The organism is Sphingopyxis sp. GW821-FHT12C06 (assembly GCF_058807415.1).
The window spans coordinates 133242-152124 of the sequence record NZ_JBXAQR010000006.1; the positions used below are offsets into that span (position 1 = coordinate 133242).

Annotated in this window: 18 protein-coding genes; 7 read left to right on the forward strand and 11 right to left on the reverse strand. The window is 64.4% G+C overall.

Annotated features, from left to right (window positions below):
• Positions 1 to 179 precede the first annotated feature (179 nt).
• Positions 180 to 392: a hypothetical protein gene (locus AC1RRJ_RS18160; protein ID WP_493125266.1), complete on the forward strand. Its 213-nt coding sequence runs from the start codon at positions 180 to 182 to the stop codon at positions 390 to 392.
• On the opposite strand, the gene AC1RRJ_RS18165 is transcribed toward AC1RRJ_RS18160, so the two are convergent.
• Complete coding sequence (locus AC1RRJ_RS18165; RefSeq protein ID WP_493125268.1) at positions 389 to 2026, reverse strand: ArnT family glycosyltransferase; 1638 nt, start codon at positions 2024 to 2026, stop codon at positions 389 to 391. The two genes, AC1RRJ_RS18160 and AC1RRJ_RS18165, sit on opposite strands and share 4 nt — an antisense overlap.
• A gap of 25 nt (positions 2027 to 2051) precedes the next feature.
• Between AC1RRJ_RS18165 and rfbF the strand changes: the two genes are divergently transcribed.
• Both rfbF and rfbG read left to right on the forward strand, forming a co-directional pair.
• Complete coding sequence (gene rfbF, locus AC1RRJ_RS18170; protein WP_493125270.1) at positions 2052 to 2828, forward strand: glucose-1-phosphate cytidylyltransferase; 777 nt, start codon at positions 2052 to 2054, stop codon at positions 2826 to 2828.
• Positions 2825 to 3922: a CDP-glucose 4,6-dehydratase gene (rfbG, locus tag AC1RRJ_RS18175; RefSeq protein WP_493125272.1), complete on the forward strand. Its 1098-nt coding sequence runs from the start codon at positions 2825 to 2827 to the stop codon at positions 3920 to 3922. Before rfbF ends, rfbG begins: the two co-directional genes overlap by 4 nt.
• A gap of 1 nt (position 3923) precedes the next feature.
• Here the strand turns inward: rfbG and AC1RRJ_RS18180 are convergent, their stop codons facing one another.
• Genes AC1RRJ_RS18180 through AC1RRJ_RS18220 form a run of 9 tightly spaced genes read right to left on the reverse strand, consistent with a single transcriptional unit; the run spans position 3924 to position 14106 of the window.
• Positions 3924 to 4334: a GtrA family protein gene (locus AC1RRJ_RS18180; protein ID WP_493125274.1), complete on the reverse strand. Its 411-nt coding sequence runs from the start codon at positions 4332 to 4334 to the stop codon at positions 3924 to 3926.
• A 5-nt stretch (positions 4335 to 4339) separates the two neighbouring features.
• Positions 4340 to 6163, reverse strand: coding sequence for a thiamine pyrophosphate-binding protein (locus AC1RRJ_RS18185; RefSeq protein ID WP_493125276.1), 1824 nt, complete (start codon positions 6161 to 6163; stop codon positions 4340 to 4342).
• Positions 6160 to 7173: an NAD-dependent epimerase/dehydratase family protein gene (locus tag AC1RRJ_RS18190; protein ID WP_493125278.1), complete on the reverse strand. Its 1014-nt coding sequence runs from the start codon at positions 7171 to 7173 to the stop codon at positions 6160 to 6162. Before AC1RRJ_RS18190 ends, AC1RRJ_RS18185 begins: the two co-directional genes overlap by 4 nt.
• The gene (locus tag AC1RRJ_RS18195) at positions 7170 to 8474 is read right to left on the reverse strand and encodes a hypothetical protein (protein ID WP_493125280.1); all 1305 of its coding nucleotides are present in this window, start codon (positions 8472 to 8474) and stop codon (positions 7170 to 7172) included. Before AC1RRJ_RS18195 ends, AC1RRJ_RS18190 begins: the two co-directional genes overlap by 4 nt.
• Entirely contained in the window at positions 8471 to 9454 is a 984-nt protein-coding gene (locus AC1RRJ_RS18200) for a glycosyltransferase family 2 protein (RefSeq protein WP_493125282.1), read from the reverse strand. Before AC1RRJ_RS18200 ends, AC1RRJ_RS18195 begins: the two co-directional genes overlap by 4 nt.
• Complete coding sequence (locus tag AC1RRJ_RS18205) at positions 9451 to 10569, reverse strand: capsule biosynthesis protein (protein ID WP_493125284.1); 1119 nt, start codon at positions 10567 to 10569, stop codon at positions 9451 to 9453. Before AC1RRJ_RS18205 ends, AC1RRJ_RS18200 begins: the two co-directional genes overlap by 4 nt.
• Before the next feature lie 5 nt (positions 10570 to 10574).
• A complete protein-coding gene (locus AC1RRJ_RS18210; RefSeq protein WP_493125286.1) occupies positions 10575 to 12461 on the reverse strand; it encodes a polysaccharide biosynthesis/export family protein in 1887 nt (628 codons plus the stop codon).
• Complete coding sequence (locus AC1RRJ_RS18215) at positions 12461 to 13258, reverse strand: inositol monophosphatase family protein (RefSeq protein ID WP_493125288.1); 798 nt, start codon at positions 13256 to 13258, stop codon at positions 12461 to 12463. The genes AC1RRJ_RS18210 and AC1RRJ_RS18215 overlap by 1 nt, the downstream gene beginning before the upstream one ends.
• Before the next feature lie 35 nt (positions 13259 to 13293).
• Positions 13294 to 14106: an aldolase/citrate lyase family protein gene (locus AC1RRJ_RS18220; RefSeq protein WP_493125290.1), complete on the reverse strand. Its 813-nt coding sequence runs from the start codon at positions 14104 to 14106 to the stop codon at positions 13294 to 13296.
• Between the two features lie 402 nt (positions 14107 to 14508).
• On the opposite strand from AC1RRJ_RS18220, the gene AC1RRJ_RS18225 reads away from it, so the two are divergent.
• The 4 genes from AC1RRJ_RS18225 (at position 14509) to AC1RRJ_RS18240 (ending at position 16235) form a co-directional block, all read left to right on the forward strand.
• Positions 14509 to 14925, forward strand: coding sequence for a M23 family metallopeptidase (locus tag AC1RRJ_RS18225; protein ID WP_493125292.1), 417 nt, complete (start codon positions 14509 to 14511; stop codon positions 14923 to 14925).
• 13 nt (positions 14926 to 14938) lie between these two features.
• Positions 14939 to 15442 carry an RNA polymerase sigma factor gene (locus tag AC1RRJ_RS18230; RefSeq protein WP_493125294.1) on the forward strand — a complete coding sequence of 168 codons (504 nt, stop codon included), beginning with the start codon at positions 14939 to 14941 and terminating at the stop codon, positions 15440 to 15442.
• Between the two features lie 49 nt (positions 15443 to 15491).
• Entirely contained in the window at positions 15492 to 15713 is a 222-nt protein-coding gene (locus AC1RRJ_RS18235; RefSeq protein ID WP_493125296.1) for a hypothetical protein, read from the forward strand.
• 198 nt (positions 15714 to 15911) lie between these two features.
• Entirely contained in the window at positions 15912 to 16235 is a 324-nt protein-coding gene (locus AC1RRJ_RS18240; RefSeq protein ID WP_493125730.1) for an MFS transporter, read from the forward strand.
• A 91-nt stretch (positions 16236 to 16326) separates the two neighbouring features.
• Here AC1RRJ_RS18240 and AC1RRJ_RS18245 read toward each other — a convergent pair whose 3' ends face one another.
• Positions 16327 to 18699, reverse strand: coding sequence for a TonB-dependent receptor plug domain-containing protein (locus AC1RRJ_RS18245; RefSeq protein ID WP_493125298.1), 2373 nt, complete (start codon positions 18697 to 18699; stop codon positions 16327 to 16329).
• Between the last annotated feature and the right edge of the window lie 184 nt (positions 18700 to 18883).

Here is an 18883-nt window from a genome sequence, read left to right on the forward strand (position 1 = left end):
ATGGGCATCGCGGGTGCCACAAGGATTGCGAGCCTGACGAGACCGGCGAAAGGTGCGCGCCTCGTCTGGCCGCAACGGATCCCTCGAAGTCAGCCTCGAAGCAGTCGGCATGGCCGTTTTGAAAACTCTGCATCCTGCCCTGCCGGAGCCCCTTGGTGCGATCAAAGAGTGCGCCTATTATGACGCTGATCCTTGTCGGTGAAGCAGTACGGCAGGCTGGTCGAAGCTCGCACGTCGCCGTCCCGGCCACCGTGACCACTGATGCGCAAGCCCGAACCTGTTCCAGCGACGACCTGCGCCGCAACGGTCCTGTTCCGGTCGCGCCCGCTGGTGGGTGCAGGCTGGCGGCGCCGGTCCTCATACGGATCGATTGCGCCGCGATGAACGGCTAAGGAGATATCTGGAAGATATGAACAGGAGGCCCCGAACTCTTGCCTGGCACGGCCTGCGCGACCAGCCGCAAATGCCCCTTGGCAAGCAAGCGGTTATAACGCTCCAGCTCTTCGCGATAATGGACGGTGTCCGCGCGATAGCGCAAATGGTTGGTGACGACTGCGAAATCGGCCCGGCAGCTGTCCAGCTGAGCCATATCGACATGGCCGATATCGACGATCGCTCCCCCCTGTCGTCGGCCTTCAACATCCGATTGGCTGACCCGCCCCGCGAGCAAATCATGCACATCGACGCAGCCCGCCGATCCCATCGGAAACAGCAGTTGCCAAGGCTCGCCCAGCAGGTCGAAGGCGGGATGCTCGATCAATATCCGGCTACCCGGCGGCGCATGCTCGCGCAGCCACGCCGACGCGATCTGGCGCGTGTCATGCCGGCGTTCGGCGGTCTCGATCCGCGCGGTGATGATCATGGGGATGATCAGCAAGAGAAGCGCGGCGGGCAAGGCAATCTGCGCGCGGCGCGCGGGCAGCAGGTCCGCCATCGCGCACAGCGCACGCGCCACCGCCAGCGCCAAGAAGGGCAGCAGCGGAACGATCCAGCGCTCCCAGCGCAGCGATTGCATCGCGATGACGCACAGGAAGGTCAGGCAGAAAGGCAGAATCACGAAAGTCCAGCGCCGATCCCCTTCCAGCCCCCACAGCACGCCACCCGCAGCGAGCACAAGCCCGCCGATCCCCAGCGAAGAGAAGAGCGGTCCGGCAACATACCAGCCCAGATTGGCGAAAAACCCGCCGCCGGTAGCACCGGGGTGCAAGGGACGTGCCTCGCCTGAGAGATTCTGAACCACGGTCGCATGGTCGATCAGCAGGAAAGGCGACACGATCAACAATGTCGCCACGGTTGCGAAGCAGAACAACGCCAGCTCGCGCCATTTCGCCTTGCCCGACCGCCATTGGTAAAGCGCGGCACCAACCACTGTCACGCCAACCACCGCCGCGGGCCATTTGGTCGCGCAGGCAAGGCCCGCAAACAGGCCCGCGAGCAGAAAGTCGCGTCGACGGCCACTTTCCGCAATCGCGAGCGCCGACTGCGTGCAAAGCAGCATGAACAGGCTGGCCTGCACATCGGTGCGGATGATCTGCGAATATTCGATATGCACAGCATTGACCGCGAGGATCGCCGCGGCGGCGAGCCCGAGGCGCTCACCGCCCAGCCGCTTGCCGAGGCGCCAGGTCATCCAGACGCACGCGACGCCGAAGGCGACCATCAGCAGCCGCGCGGGCAGGAAAATGACGCCCGGGTCGGCATAGACCGCCGCAGCAAAGGCGTCGAAGTCGGCGAAGCGCCCGGTCAGCACCCCGAGGCCACCGACCAGCGCAACCACCAGCATCAGCGAATAGAAGGTGACGGTGCCCGGATGCCCGAACCACCCGGGGTTCAGCGTCGGACCCGAGAGCATTTCGAGCGCCGTGCTCATGAACAGCGGCTCGTCGGGATCGTTTAGCGCGGGGAGGCCAAAGCCGGCGCCGTCGATACGCAGCAACGCCGCGATCAGCAGGATCAGACACAGCCCGGCCGGCCCGGTCAGGAGCCTCCATGGCGATTTGCGGGCTGGGGGCATCGGGTCCGTCATGCTGTCGAGACCTAGACGTGGAGCGATGATGCAAACCGTAATATTGGCCGGCGGCCTTGGCAGCCGATTGGGCGAAGAAACCGCGATCAAGCCCAAGCCGATGGTGGAAATCGGCGGCATGCCAATCCTTTGGCACATCATGAAGATCTATTCCGCGAGCGGATTCAACGACTTCGTGATCTGCCTTGGCTATAAGGGCTATTTGATCAAGGAATTCTTCGCCAATTATTTTCTGCACACCTCGGACGTCACGATCGACCTGCGCAACGGCAACGGTATGGAGGTGCACCACGCGCGCAGCGAGCCGTGGCGGATTACCTTGGTCGAGACCGGCCCGGCAACGATGACGGGCGGGCGGCTCGCCGCGATCCGCTCCTATCTCGACCCCGACGAACCCTTCTGCTTCACCTATGGTGACGGCGTTGCCGACATCGATATCGCCGAACTCGTCGATTTCCACCGCACCCACGGGCTGCGCGCGACCGTTACCTCTGTTGCACCGCCCGGACGCTTTGGCGCGCTGGCGTTCGACGGCGACCGCGTCACCGATTTTCGCGAAAAGCCGATGGGTGACGGCGGCCAGATCAACGGCGGCTTCTTCGTCGCCGATCCCTCGGTGCTCGATCTTGTCGATGGTCCAGACACCGTCTGGGAAACAGGGCCGCTCGAACAACTCGCGCGCGGTGGCGAATTGATGGGCTATCGCCACGCGGGCTTCTGGCAACCGATGGATACGCTGCGCGACAAGCTGTACCTCGAAGACCTGTGGAACCGCGATGCGGCGCCGTGGAAACGCTGGTGAACGCAGCGACCCGATCGGCGTGGGCCGGACGCCGCGTGCTGGTGACCGGCCACACCGGCTTCAAGGGAAGCTGGCTCAGCCTGTGGCTGCATCAGATGGGCGCCGAGGTTACCGGCTTCGCTCTGCCCGCGCCCACCGAGCCGAGCCTGTTCGGAGCCGCAAGGATCGGTGAACTCGTCCGCCATGTCGAGGGCGACGTCCGCGATGCTGCGGCGCTGCGGCGTACCGTCGAGGCCTGCGAACCCGAAGTCATCTTCCACCTCGCCGCGCAACCGCTGGTCCGCTTGTCGTATCGCGAGCCGGTCGAGACTTATGCGACCAATGTGATGGGCACCGTCCACCTGCTCGACGCAGCACGGCAGGTCGCGGGCGTGAAAGCGATCGTCTGCGTCACCAGCGACAAATGTTACGAAAATCGCGAGTGGATATGGCCCTATCGCGAAAGCGACCCGATGGGCGGCCACGATCCGTACAGCAACAGCAAGGGCTGCGCCGAACTGGTCGTGTCGGCGTGGCAAGACAGCTTCTTCGCCGAGAACGGCCCCCTGCTCGCCTCGGCGCGCGCGGGCAATGTCATCGGCGGCGGTGACTGGGCCGACGACCGGCTAGTCCCCGACCTGATACGCGCGATGGCATCGGGCACCGCGCCGCTGATCCGTTCGCCCGGGTCGGTGCGCCCGTGGCAGCATGTGCTCGAGGCGCTGCACGGCTATCTGATGCTCGCCGAACGACTGCTGGCGGGCGAGCGCGCATTTGCCGATGGCTGGAATTTCGGCCCGTCCGACGCGGATGCGCGGCCGGTGTCGTGGATCGTAGAGCGGCTTCAGGCGGCATGGGGTGACAGCAACGGCACGACGCTGGCCGACTCCGGGCCGCAGCCGCACGAGGCGACCCTGTTGCGGCTCGACAGCTCGAAGGCACGGGCGCAGCTCGGCTGGCTCCCGGTGCTGCCACTCGACGCCGCGCTCGACTGGATCAGCGAATGGCACAAGACGGTCGCAGATGGTGCGGATGCTCGCGCGGTGACAGTCGACCAGATTGCGCGCTACACCGTGCGACACGGGAGTGAAACAGCGCCGCGGGCGGCTGCCTGAACTATGGGGGGCCGCGATCGCGAAAGGTGACGCGATTGTGCCAGAACCAGCTCCCCACAACCAGGATCAGGGTGAAGCCCAACTGCGCGATGATCGGTGAAATGCCGCCGACCTCGACCAATATGGGCAGGGCGACCCAGTTGGCGGCATAGTTGACCAGGTAAAAACCCGCAAAAGCCGCGAACTCGCGCACGAGATTGCCACGCGTGCGAAACACGCCAAGCTTGTAGGTCATGAAGGCGAAACAGAGGCACACCGCCTGCGCGATCCCCAGCCCGATCATATAGTGGGTGTGGAAATATGGCACCGACCAGAGCAGCACGGGGTAGAAAGCGAGCCCGAACAGCGTGTTCAGCCCGCCCGCGATCAGAAAGCGCAGCGGCCGATTGAGCGGGACGACCCGGCCCATCATGCGAATCAATCCTCGTCCATCAACGGAATGCGCATGTTCTCGGCCAGCAGCTCGCGCGGCAGGAAGGGCGACAGATCTTCAAGCGCAGGCGAAGTGATGCGCCCGTCGGGATGCTGTTTTGCCCCGAGCTTCGGCGCGAAGGGGACATGCTCGTCAACGACGATTTCGCAAAACGCCGGGCCATCGACCGCCAGCGTTGCGGCAATCGCATCGGCGAGCCCGGCATGGGTGTCGGTGCGGACATAAGCGAAGCCGAACGCCGCCGCGATCTTGCCGAAATCGGGGAAGGTGACATTGCTCTTCGGGCCGCCGCCGACCTCCACCCCGTTGAAGAAGTTGCGCTGGGTCTGGAAGATCGAGACATAGCCGCTGTTGTTGATCAGGATGACCTTCACAGGCAGGCCATAGCCCGCAATCGTCTGCATTTCCTGCAGGTTCATCATGATGCTGCCGTCGCCGGCGACCGCGATCACGCGCCGCTGTCCCTTGGTCGCGGTGCACACCCCGATCGCCGCAGGCAGGTCATAACCCATCGTCGCGCAGCCCGAATTGGTCCACAGCCGCTGTCCGGGCCGCAAGTGCGCCGCCTGGAAACCGATGACGCAAGCGCTGCCGTTGCCAGTGACGACAATGTCGTCCTCGTCCAGTTGCGCGAATAGCTCGTCCATCGCAACATAGGGATGCACGAGCTGGTCATGATCGCGATATTCGGGGAGAACGGTCGGGAAATGGCGCACGCGCTCGCGCGCCCATGCCAGCCATTCGCGATGCGTATCGCTCGGCCCTGCATAAGGCGCCGCGAGCAGCGCTGGAATAAGGTCGGCAAGGTCGGCGGTCACGGGCATGTCGGGAACAACATTCGGCTTCGCCAGCTCGACCGGGTCGATATCGACCCAGATCTTGTACGCGCCGCGCGCAAAGCTCTGCCAATTATAGCTCACCTGCCGGATATTGAGCCGGCTGCCGAGCACCAGCAACAGGTCCGCACTCTGTGTCACCATATTGCCGCCCCGGTCGCCGACGGTGCCGGGTTTGCCGCAATTAAGCGGGTGGTCGGTCCACAGCGCGTCATGCGCATTCCAGCCGGTGACGACAGGAACCCCGAGCTGCTCGATCAGCGCCAGAAATTCGGCGTGCGCACCGCTGAGCCGTACGCCGCTGCCCGCGAAGACCACCGGGCGTTCGGCCTTGGCGATACGCGCCAGGATGTCCGCCGCGACCCCGGCGAGATCGTCGCGCTTCCACGGCTCGTCGAGTTCGGCAGGATCGAACCCTGGCAGCAAATCGCCGGGGTCGATCTTCGCCGCCTGCACGTCGAGCGGGATGTCGAGCCATACCGGCCCTGGCCGGCCGTTGGTCGCGAGGTAAATCGCCTTTTCGAGGTGATAGCGGATCGAGCGCGGATCGGTGACCATCGTCGCATATTTGGTGACCGGGCGAACCAGTTCCTCGATATCGAGCTCCTGGTCACCATATTGGCGCAGCGGCAGGCCGGTGTGACGTACTGTCGTTTCGGTCTTCACCTGCCCCGAAATCACCAGCATCCCGATCGAATCGACAAATGCGCCATAGACGCCGGTGATTGCGTTGGTGCCGCCGGGGCCCGAGGTGACGTTGACGACCGCAAGGCGGTTGGTCAGCCGGTAATATGCCTCCGCCGCCATCGACAGCGCCTGCTCGTGATGTGTGAAGGTCGTCGTCAGCGCGGGATGCGTACCAAGCGAATGATTGAGGTGCATCGCCCCGCCCCCCGTCAACATGAAGATGTCGGTGATGCCGTTGTCGGCGAGGGTCTGTGCGACCCAGTCGGAGAGCTTGATCTGGCTCATTTTGTCCATCCATTGAAAATTGCGGTGCGACGGATCGCTTCATCGAGGTTGACGGTGGGCGCGACGCCGAGCCCATCGCGGATCAGCACGGTCGAGGGAACATAACGCCCGGGGTTCCACCCGACATCGGCGCGGCCCAGCACCTCGACGCCGGGGCCGCCGAGAACCGCGGCGACGCGGCGCGCAAGGTCGGCGATCGACACCGCTTCCTCGGAGCCGGCATTCCATGTCGCGCCGCGCGGCGCGCAGAGCAGCATCAGCCAAAGCCAGGCTGCAAGGTCGGCGGCGTAGAGATAGGAGCGCACCGCCGTGCCCGCACTTTCGATGCAGATCGGCCGCCCGGCCATGGCGTCGCGGATGAAATTGCCCGCGGCGAAATGGATATCCAGCGACAGTAAGGGCCCGAGCAATGCGAAGATGCGTGCGGTCACGACGTCGAGCCTGAACTGTTTGCCGTAGATCGCGCAGAGCAGTTCAGCGGCGCGCTTGCCCTCGCCATAGGCCGATTTGGGATCGCGCGGATCGGGGCCGCCGTGCCAGTCTTCGGGGACGTGCGAAACGTCCCACGGCTGGGCGCCGTAGACCGCGCCCGAACTCATAAACAGGAAACGCTCTGCTTTTCGTTCGACCGCGAGGTCGAGCGCGCGGCGAGTGCCGGTGACGATGGTATCGAACATGCGGCGCGGGTCATTGGCGTTGAGTGCCGCGCTCGCGTCGGTGGCGGCATGGATGACATGGGTGTATCGACCCGGCGGCGCGACAAAGTCCGAGACATCGCCCGCAACAAGCCGGAAACGCCGCGCAAGATGCGGCGCGCGCGCAGCAAAGGCGTCGGGATCGCGGCTAAGCAGCACGACTTCGGCATCGCTACCCGATCGCGCGAGCGCCTCGAGCATCCAACGGCCGATAAAGCCCGTGCCTCCGGTCATGAAGATACGCGCGCCATTGAGCTGCGGCCAATACGGCGCAAGCTGGCGGTCGACCGCGGCGAGATCTTCGCCCAGAATCATGCCGCGACCAGCCCGAGCGACGGGCGATGGAGACGATGAGAGCGCACGATCTGTGCAATGCTATCGAGTGACAGCATCCAGACGATGAAGACGATCAGCCCCGGCCGGATAAAATGCCCCGCGGTCAGACCGAAGCTCGCGGTAACCGTGCGCTCGCCCAGCCAGCTGTTGCTCATCACGTCGAGGACGCTTGCGAGCGGCCAATCGCCAACGAAGCAGAGCAGATAGGCCGCAACAATCGCGGCGATCGGCCCTGCGCCCTTCCAGCGCTCCATCATCACAAGGAACAGCAGGAACAATTGGGTATAACCGCCCGGTGACTGGGTGACGAGATAGGCGCCGAGCAGGATCGCCGAGACGCGGTGGAGCGGCAGCGCCTTGGGCTGGAGCCACGCTGCGGCGAGTGCGGTGAGCGCGGCGAGCTGGGTCGAGCGGATGACGATCGGAACGAGAAACTCGATCGTCTCGACCAGCCGCGACGGTACGAATTGGAGCAACGGGATGTCGAGCGTCCGGAACATCTGAAATGGCGCGTAGCTCGTTGAATAATTGACTTCGTTCCACACTTGCGCGCCCTGGAAAACGACCCAGTTGGCGGTATTCGACGCCAGTTCCATCGGGGTGCCCGAACCGACAAGCCCGAGTGTGACGAGATAGAGTGCGATCGTCGCGATCCCCGCAATCTCAAGCGGGCGCCAGTCGCGCTTCACCGCATAAGCGAGCATGGGAAGCACGAGATAGGGCTTGAAGTTGATCGTCACCGCGGCGGCGAACCAGCGCCATGGCTTCGAGGCGGTGACCGGGCCGTGTGCGATCATGAAGAAAGCGAAGGCGACGAGGATCAGATTGCCACGCTCGATCGTGAACAGCATCGGCAGGCCGAGCGCGATCGCAATCGTGCGCATCGGCGCAGTGCGGCGGTCGAGCCGGCGGAAGCAAGCCCATGCAAGCACAACGTCGATCAGGTAAAAGGCGTAAATCGTCGATCGCGCCAGCCAGTCGCAATCGCGCGCGTAAAAGGGCGACTGGAGATAACAGCCCGGCAAGCTGGTCATGTCGAGGAAGACGAACGAGAGCGGCGGATAGATGCTCCGCCACACGTCGTAGATGCCGCGGTTGTTCGCCCAATAGGCGGTGTTGAACCAGTCCATATAGGTGTCGTTGGTATCGAACACGAAAGGCTGCGGCAGATAACCAAATTCGAGGAAAAAGCGCAAAGTCCAGCCAAGGCTCGCGATCACGCCGAGCGCGAGCAGGATTTCCGCGGCGAGCGGTGCCAGGCGGGCGCGCGGCGCGGTCATGGGCGGCGAATGAGGGTGCGCGCAGCCGGCCGCGCGCGCGCCGCAGGAAAATTGATCCGCTCCTGCTCGATCACCAACGGCACATTGCGGCTCCGCTCGGCGAGCATGCGGACCTGCTCGCCGATCAAGCCGAGGAACAGCAGCAGCACGGCGAATATCCCGAAGCCGAGCGCAAGGCCGAGCAGTGCCCAGAAGGGGCCGTCCAGCATCAGGGCGACCGGGGCGGCGAGCAGCAAGCAGAGCGCGACAACGCCGATGTAAAGCGCCAGGTACAAGGGCAGACGTAGCAAGGACTTGGCCGATCCGGCGAGCCCCGACAACGCGAAAGACGCCAGCGCCGCGACGCCATTCTTGCTTTCACCCGCCGCGCGCTCAGGCCGGTCGAAGGGCACAAGCGTCAGCCGGAATCCGCTTTCGACGACCATGCCGCGAAAGAAGGGTTCGGGCTCGTTCCACGCAGCGAGCGTGTCGATCACTTCGCGGTCGAACAGGCCAAAACCGGTCGCGCCTGGGATCACCGGATAGTCGCCGAAGCGGCGGAGGAAGCCGTAGCCGAGCCAGCGCACCGCGCGCAGCGGCAGCGACGCCCTTTCCGACCGCCGCTGCCCCAGCACGACCTGCGCACCCGCGCGCCATTTGCGCACGAATTCGCCGATCAGCGCGGGCGGGTCCTGGAAATCGGCACACATGCCGATCACCGCCTTGCCCTCGGCCTGATAGAGCCCATAGGTCGGTGAGCGCATCTGGCCGTAATTGCGGTTGTTGAAGATAACCCGGATGCGCGGATCGGCGAGGCAGAGGTTGCGCATGATGCTCCGCGTCCCGTCGGTCGAACCATTGTCGATCAGGATAATTTCATGGCCATCGGCATGGGCCAGCGCTTCCGCGGTCACGGCGGCGCAGATCGCCGCGACATTCTGCACCTCGTTGAAGCAGGGAATGACGATGGAGAGTTCTGGCTGGACCTCCTCCACCGTCATGCCGCCGGTTCCCTCTCCCGCGCCGGGAACAGCCGGATTCCGGTCGCCGGGGCATAGATTTCGGTGAACAGCGCCGCGAGGAGCGCGAGCGCGAGCAGCGCCGCCGCGGCGACATTATATTTGCGGTCGGCGTCGCGGCGTGGCGCCTCCAGTATCTGGACATTGGCCGCGGTTTCGCCCGCCAGCGTTTCGACCGCCACTTCCTCGGACGAGCGCGCATAGACTTCGTACAGCGCCTGCGCGAAGCGATAGTCGCGGTACCGGTCGAGATATTCGCCCGACACTTCGCTGAGGCCCGCGACATTGGGACCGGCTGGCCCTACATCGGCCTGCCCGCTCCGGGCGACCTGCGCACGAAGCGCGGCGACCTCGGACTGGACCGCCATCAGTTGCGGATTTTCGGGGCCCTGGAATTTCTGCAAGGTCTGCAACTCGACCTGCTTCGCCTGCAACCGCGCCTCGAGCCCCGCCCGCACCGACAGCGCCGCGCCAAGTTCGGCCTGCGGTTCGGCAAGGCGATTACGGCGGCGGAAATCGTTCAGCGCGGTTTCGGTAGTCGCGACGCGATCGGCGGCCTCCCGGAAGCGCTCGGCCACGACCGCGCGCTTGCGTTCGATGCGGTCCTTACCGAGCGCGACGATGCGGTTGCTGATCGCGTCGACATAGGCGCGCGTCAGTGCTTCGGCCTCTTCCGCATCATGGGTACGGACTTCGACCTCGATGATGCCGCCGGTCAGCGAATGCACGTCGACCTTTTTCGCAAGCGCGATGCGCGCCTTCGTTGCGGACGCATAACCGTCCGGTCCGACGAGCTTCAGCTTGCGGATCACGGCGTCACCGACCTCGCTGCTGCGACCGACGGCGAGATACATGTCGGTCTGCTGCTTCGCGCCACCGAACAGCGAAGCGAAACCCTGCAGCTGCCCGCCCAGCGCATTCATCATCGAGCCGAGGCCGATGCTGTTGTTGTCCTGCGGCAGCACCTTGGCGCGCGCCACATAGGGCTGCGGAAAGACCGTCAGGAGCGCGAAGATCAGCGCGGCGAGCGCATAGGTACGGCGCCGCAGCCGGGCGTCGGTGACGAACGCGGTTGCCCGCTGCCGAAGGGCGCCCATCCGGTTCATTCGATCACCGACTTGATGGAGGCGGCACCGACCAGCCCGCTGAACAGCGTGCCGGTGACGTCGCGCAGCCGCGCCCAGAATTCGCCGCGATTGGCGTCGATCGGCACATAGATGAGGTCGCCGGGTAGCGCGGGCGCCTTGAGCGCGCGTTTGCCACCTGCAAGCACGGTTCCATTGGCACGGACGACGAATATCTCGCCCTTGTCGCCGATTTTTTGCACCCCGCCCGCCGACTTGACGAAATCCTCGACCGTTACGCCATCACGCCAGGCAAATGAGGCAGGGCTTGGTACCGCGCCGAACACCCCGACCGTCACCGGCCGCGCGGGGACGTAAACGACGTCGTTATTTTCGAGGATCAGGTCGTCCGGCAGCGATGCCGCGTTAACCGGCAGATCGAAAACGAGGCGTCCGTCGGGTTCGCGCCGGCGCAACTGGTCGACGATGCTGTTGATCAGCGCGAGATTACCCGGCTGCGCGAGCTGCGCGCGGTTGACGGAAGTCAACGGCTGTGCGGCGAGTAACAGTTCGACATCGTCGATCGCGCGGTCATAGCTCACTCGCTGCTGGTGCTTGACGCTTTCGCGCGTGATCACGCTTGCATAGGGGAAGGCCTCGCTCGTCAGTCCACCCGCCTCGGCAAGCACATCGGCCATTCGCGTTCCTGGCTGGACATAGTAACGGCCGGGGCGCGACACTTCGCCGCTGACCGTTACCAGCACCGCCTGCTGGCGCAACGGCCGCGCGATGCCGGCCTGCGACAGGATACGGACAACATCGCCGCGCTGCGCTTTGCGCGTCGCGGCCGCATCCGCAGTGACTTCGCGCCAGCCCGCCTCGCCGCCCGTCATGCCATTCAGCACCATCAGCCGGCTGTTGTCAGCGACGCTGTTGACGCCACCCGCATAGAGGATCGCGTCGGTCAGCGTTTCATCGGGCGCGAGCTCGAAGATCGCTTGCCGGTTGACGCTTCCGATCACCGCAACTTCCTCGCCTGCGGGAGCGATATAGATCACGTCACCATTCTGGAGCACCGCATCGCCGCGCTTGTCGCCCTTGAGCAGAAAGTCATAGAGATCGAAGTCCGAAACGAGTTGGCCGCTGCGACGGAGCTGAATCGAACGAAAGCTGCCGCCTGCCGCGGGGCCGCCCGCGGCGAGCACAGCGTTGACCAGGGTCGACAGACTGCTCGCGGTATAGGAGCCCGGCCGTGCGGCAAAGCCCGTGACATAGACGGTGATGCCATGCTGGCGGCCGATCGCGACTTCGAGGTTAAAACCGCGATACTGGCGCGAAACCTGTCGCTCGATCACGCCATGGAGGTCTCCGTAGCGCACCCCACCAACGACAATCGCGCCGACGCGCGGCACAAAGATGCGTCCCTCGCTATCGACGACAAGGCGCAGCCCCGACGCCTGCACTGATCCGGTGATGCCAAGCAGCAGCTCGTCCCCCGGATTGATACGATAATCAGGCGGGATCGCGGTGGTCGGCGGCGCGGTGAAATCGCGCGCCGAAGGCAGCAATAGTTCGGACCCGAACCGGCGTAGCGGCTGCCCCGCCAGCGCCGAGACATAGGTTTCGAACTCGCTCGGCGGTGTCGCGGCAGGATTGGCCGGCCTTTGCCGGACATCAGCGCTGCCCCGGCCTTCGGAGCGCTGCGGTGCTTCGCCATCGAGGACGACCGGAGTGATCGTGGGGACATCGACAGGCGGGACGGCGATCTGTTCGGCCGCGCGGCGCTGCGCCACATCACCCTGTGTCGCGCGCGGCTGCCCGGCGCCAGCCTCGACCGGCGGCATCAGCTGCGCCGCGGATGGTACCGCGAACTGCAAAGATGCCGCCAGCGATCCTGTCGCCAGCAGCGCGAGACCCTTGCCCATCAAATTTCATACTCCAAGTCGAGCAGGCCCGCGGCCGGATCGAAAATCAGGTCTGCCGCCATGCGCCAGAGGTCGGCGTCGGCGGACGCCAGCACACCCTTGCCCGGTCCGCCGATGCGATAGGGCGCGCCATCCCAATGCGTGATTTTCCCACCGGCCTCGGTCAGGAACAGCGCGCCAGCGGCGTGGTCCCAGGGCAAGATGCGCTGGAACAGGGTGATATCGTCCTGCCCCAGCACCAGACGGACGTAGCTTTCGGCCGCGCAGCGCGGCACAGGCTGCACATCCAGCGTGCGCTCTACGAAATCGTGGAGCCGGTCACGCCGGTCCGGCGGCAAAAAATGCGAACCAAGCGCTGCGCGAGGCGGCGTACGAAGTCCGCGCCGCGCCGTCACCGGCTGGCCATCGCAAGTCGCCCCCCCGCCCCGCTGCGCCTGGCAAAGCCGGCCGCTCAGCGGATCGAGAATCCAGCCGGCAAGCGGCTCGCCATCCTCGACAAGCGCGATCATCATACCGAAGGGAGCGCGTCCGGCCGCAAAATTGGCCGTGCCATCGAGCGGATCAATCAGCCAGACCAGCCCTTTGCCGGCCCCGGCGAGAAGCCCGGGGTCTTCACCCGCCGCCTCTTCCCCCAATATGCGGGCGCCGAGACCCAGCGCGTCCAGACCATCATGAAGTCGCGCCTCGGCCTCCCGATCGGCGATCGTCACCACCTCGCCGGGACTTTTTTCGGCGACCTCGCCGGGCGCGAGCGAGCGGAAGCGCGGCATCACCACGCTTGCCGCAACATCACGCATCAAAAGGGAAACCTGTTCGCCAAGCATCATCGAAATTACGCGGCGACGCGCGCCAGATGCCCGCGCTTCGCGACAGCGCTGCGTTCCTCGATCATACGGATACGCGCGAGATCCTCATCGGCGATGGCACGATAATAGTCGCGCTTGTTCTTCAGCCAGTCGAGTTCAAAGGCCACAGCGTTGGCAATCCCCGCCTCGAAGTCCGCCCCCTCAACCGCAGCGCCGTCGAAAACGACCTTGCGCGTTTCGAACCGGTCGAGCCGCACCGAACGAATTTCGCGGAGCGCGGCGGCGGCTTCCACCGCAACCGAGCCGCCGACCACCAGTTCCAGATCCTTGTCAGCGCAGACCTGCGCGACGCGGAGCACGGCATCGGTGATCGCGCGGTCGTTGATCGCGCCCCGCGTCAGCCCGCGCGACAAGGTAAAATCAACGCGGCCAAAGACGATGCCGTCGACGTCGCCAGCGGCCAGCGGCAACATCGCGTCGAGGTTGGCGAGCGTGGTCTCGGTTTCGAGGTTGAACAGCATCTGCGTGCCATCACGTTCCGCGCCATAGACCTTGGCGCTGGCATCGATGAATTTGGAGAGCGCGTAGGGCGTCTCGATCATCGGCGCGATGATATAGTCGGCGCCATAAAGCTTTGATGCGTGAAGGTCGGAAACCGCTTCACACCCCCCAATCTTGAGCGCGAATTTCAGGTCGGCGCGCCACGCGAGTTCGAGCAGGCGCAGCAACTCGTCGGGGCGCGTGCCTTCCGCCTCGAACTCGGCCTTCACGGCGACCACGCCATAATGATCGCGACCTTTTTTGAGCATGTCGAGCATGCTGCGTTCCGTGGAATTCATCTTCCGTCTCCTTCGATGCAGAAAGGCTACCGCTATGGTGTGAGACGAAGGAAGACGCCCGGTTCCGTAAGGATTTTCGGCGAAGTATTTTTTTGCTCCCCGCACCAAGGGCGCGCCGAAAGGGCTCCGTCTTATTAGCGCATGCCCGTAACCTCCGCCCTCCATCCGTTGCTTGCGCTAGGCTTTGCCTGCACCGCAAGCATTGCGCCGGCGGCGGGCCAGGGCACGCTTCCCGGCGGCGACAGCGAAGCTTTCCGGCAGCAGATGACCGACTGGTCTGCGCCCCAACCTGCGCTGACACAGCCACGCGAAGCCCCGTCCACGAATTCACCACCCGCAAAGATGCCGCGGCTCTCGTCGCACTATGGTTATCGCACGGATCCCCTCCGCGGCACGAGCCGGATGCATTACGGTTTAGACATTCCCGGACCGCTCGGCACGCCGGTGCTCGCATCGGGCCAGGGCCTTGTCGCCTTCGCCGGTTTCGCCGGAAGCTATGGCCAGATGGTCGAAATCGACCATGGCGGCGGCCTCCGTACGCGTTACGCCCATCTGTCGCGCCTGCTCGTCCAGCCCGGCGAAGCCGTGGGGCAGCGCCAGGCGATCGCACTGATGGGGTCGACCGGGCGCTCGACCGGCAATCACCTCCATTTCGAAGTGCGCGTCAACGGACGGGCGACCGATCCCGCCCCGCTTCTGGGCCAACCCGCGGGATCGACCCCGACCCGGCTGGCACGCGTGAATACCGCGCCGCATGTTTCGGACTTTGCCCGCCGCCGCGCGGCGACGCCCGATGACGACACCGAAAGCGCGCGCTAGGATGGAACCGCACGTGGGAATCAGCGGATTGCACGCCACGCTTCTCCACGAACGCAGCCGCCTGCTCCGCTTCCTTGCCGCGCGCGGCGCGAGCCACGACGCGGAGGATGTACTGCACGATCTGTGGCAAAAAATCGCCGTGGCGCCCGAGCGTTCGATTGCCGATCCCGTTTCCTATCTCTTTCGCGCTGCCGAAAACCATATGCGCGACATTCGGCGCGCTGCGTCGAGCCGGGAGAAACGGCAGTTCGATTGGTATGGGACAAGCGATGCGCCCGAAGACAAGCCCGTCGGCGAACGCATCCTGATCGCTCGCGAGCAATTGCAGCATGTACAGGCCGCGCTCGCCGGGCTCGGCTCGAGGGTCGAGCATGTTTTTCGCCGCTATCGCCTCGACGGCATCGGCCAGGCCGAAATTGCGAGCGAACTCGGCATGAGCCTGAGTTCGGTCGAGAAGGATCTGCAGAAGGCATACCGGACGCTCGCCGACCTCAGGATAAAATTGAATACGGAATAGCTGTTCGGGTTTCGTCATGCCATAGGACCCCGCACAACAGGGGAAAGGCATGACGACGCATTCATCCGAACTCATCGAAGCCGCCCGGCTGTGGGCGATTCGCGTCGCCGATCCCGCGTTCGACGATTGGGACGGCCTGACACGGTGGCTGGAAGTCAGCCCCGCGCATCTTGCCGCCTATGAAGACGCAGTCCGAAATGATGAATGGGCAGACGCAGTTTTGGCAAAAGAAAACCCGGAGAAACGGGATTCTCGGCAGCATAAACGCTGAACAACCGCAATCCAGACGCCAGCTGGCGCAATTTGGCACTGGCTGCAGAGCCGAGGCCCACCTTCCGATGCGAACAGCGTTGACGCCCTGTCCCCTTTCGCCAATCTCAAACCCTCGTCCGGACTGGCCAAAGCTTCCTGGGGACGGATTTGGCTGACCGTATGAAACCGTCGGCCGCGCCTGCATCGCTCGCCTTTACTGCCGCCGCGCTGGGTGGCGGGCCGGACGCTTGCGGCGTTCCAGGTCGCGATTGCCAGGGAAACTGCGATCGGAAGCTGGCTTTGGGGCCAGGTCGCGCAGGATCATGGTGTCACCACCGCACTGCGGGTGTCGCCACCGTCGAATCCCGCGCCACCGATATTTTCGGGATGGGTCGCCAGGTGGTCGATCGCTCACAAGCGTGACCCACAGCATCCCGTCGATTTGCACAGCCGTTCGTATCAATCGCTCGAGCAGGTCTCCACTTGGCGGCCTCCCTCCATTGGCTCCCATATCAGCCATGCGCCGCACGCGTTGTGGTGAAGCGACTGAGGCTGTCCTCGGCGCTTGCCCGGCGCCAGGCCCTTGAACAGGCCTGAACGCCGGACGAAGACCAGTCAGAGCCGCACCCGTGTCACCAGGTCAGGCCGACCCGCGCATAGAGGTAACGACCGTTGAACCCGAAAGGCGAGTAATAGGGAAAGCCGACGACGCCATTGTTGTTCAGGCGCTCAATGGTCGCGTCGGGATACACGTCGAACAAATTGCTGGCCCCGATCGCGAATTGCGCACCCGTTGCAGGTTGATAGCGGAACTCGAGGTCGGTGATGACATGCTTGCCGGTCGGGATATCATTGGCCTCCACGGTGCCCGGCTGAATGACATTGCCATAATAGGTTGCGCGGAGCGTTGCCCCCAGAACATCGCCCGACCAGTCGATCGCACCGGTGATTTTTTCACCGGGCGTCCCTTGCTCGAGCGAGACGATCCGGTTGCGGCCGAACAGGGTCGGCGCCGGATTCAGGGTCGCGGTCGAGGTGGGAACGCGCGTCACATCGACATCGTTGAAGTTCGCCGCGAGCGTGAAGTCGAGCGTTCCCAGCCCTTCGGGCCGCGCACGATAATTGGCGACGATGTCGATACCGCGGGTGGTCGAACGCAGCCCGTTGATGAAGAAGCGCGCCGCCTGGACCTTCAGCGGATTAAGGATCGGCCCGACGCCCGGCGCCGTCGCCGGAATATTCTCCGACAATGCGATCTGGTTGCGGAGCTTGATCTGATACGCGTCGACGGTCAGGCTGAAGCCGCCTGTGCGGATCACGCCGCCTAGCGAGAAGTTGGTCGATTTTTCCGGTTCGAGCGGCAAACCACCGAGCGCGACGCCCGTCGGATCGATCGACGGAAAATGACCGGTCAGCAGGATATTGCCATCCGACACCACCGAGGTGATCGACGTATAATATTGCTGTTGGAGTGACGGCGCGCGGAAGCCGGTCGAAGCCGTACCGCGCAGCGCCAGCCAGTTGGTTACGTCATAGCGTAGCGAGAGTTTTCCGTTCGCGGTCGATCCGAAATCGGAATAATCCTCGACCCGTCCGGCGACGGCGACCAGAAATTCCGGGGTTATTTCCGCCTCGACATCCACATAGGCGCTGATGTTGCGCCGGTCGGCCTTGACGCTGTTGAGCGGCGCGAAACCTGGAAAACCCTGTGCGCCGCCATTTTGATAGGAGGCGGGCTCCCCCGGAGCGATCTTATAGCCTTCGCGGCGCCATTCGGCCCCAAAAGCCAGATTGAGCGATTCAAAGACGTCGAAGCGGCGCGTAACATCGAGGCCCGCGACCCACTGATCATAGGTTACCGCCCCGTCGTAAAATTCGGTCGGAGACGCGTTGCCGAGACTATAGTTGGCGGAATCGAGCGTATGGAAGGCAATGCGATTGCGGCCATAGCTGACGTTCAGATCCACACCCCACTCGCCGACATCACCGCGCAGACCGGCGGCGCTCGTCAGATTGCGCGACTTGGTGTTGATCAGCGGCAGGAAACCATCAGGCCAGATCCCACCCACCGTATAGGCCGGGCCGACAACCGACGGAATACGCGGGAACGCCGCACTTTTGCTGTCGCGATCCTGATAACCGACCCAGCCATAGAGCTGGAAAGCATCGCCGACGCCGACACCGGCGTTCGCGAAGACCGTCGCCTGTTCGGTTTCGGGGTCGCCGAAGCGGCTGGTGACGCGGGTCGGGGTGACGCGCGGATCATTGCCGCCGCGGCTGGTCGGCTTGCGATCGACATATTCACCCGAGATGGTGAGGAAACCGTCATTGCCGAAACCGATGCCTTGCCAGCCCGACACGGTCAGAACCGGCTCGCCGGTGACGCTGCGGCCGCCCCGCGCGGGATCGAAATCCGTCGCGTACAAGCCGTAGGTCGCCGATACGCCGCCGCCCGAGCGCGCCTCGCGCAGCCGCAGATTGATCACGCCGGCGATCGCGTCGGAGCCATATTGGGCCGAGGCGCCGTCACGCAGCACCTCGATACGGTCGAGCGCGACCGTCGGAATGGTGTTGAGGTCGACGGCAGCCGAGCCGCGGCCGACCGAACCATTGACGTTGAGCAGCGCCGAGGTGTGGGCGCGCGTGCCGTTGATCAGCACCAAAGTCTGGTCGGGCGACAGCCCGCGAAGCGTCGCGGGCCGGATCGCGTCGGTCCCGTCGACCGCCGAGGAGCGTTTGAAATCGATCGACGGCGCCACGGTCGCAAGCGCCTGCCCCACTTCGGTCGCCCCCTGGCGACGGAGCGTCTCGCCGCTCAGCACATCGACGGGCGCGGGCGAGTCGAGCCGTGAGCGCCCCTCGGCCCGCGTTCCGGTAACGATGATCTCATCGCCCTGCGCGGCATCGGTAGTGGCGGTATCGGTACCATCCTGCGCAAAGGCCGGTGATATACTGAAGGCAGCGATCGCGATCAGGCTGGTCGTGACGATCTTGGAACGAAGCATGGGGGAGTCCTCCTGGTCTTGGCATTTGCTTTTTTGCCGACACGCTCGCACCCAACGGGCGACAGCGGTGGGAAAACAACTGTAGCATCCCGTCGTTCGCCCGCGCGGCCAAGATTTCTTAGTGAAACGGAAGAAAAACTTTCATCTCAATTGAATCGATTGAATTTACCCTGTCCTGCAGCCT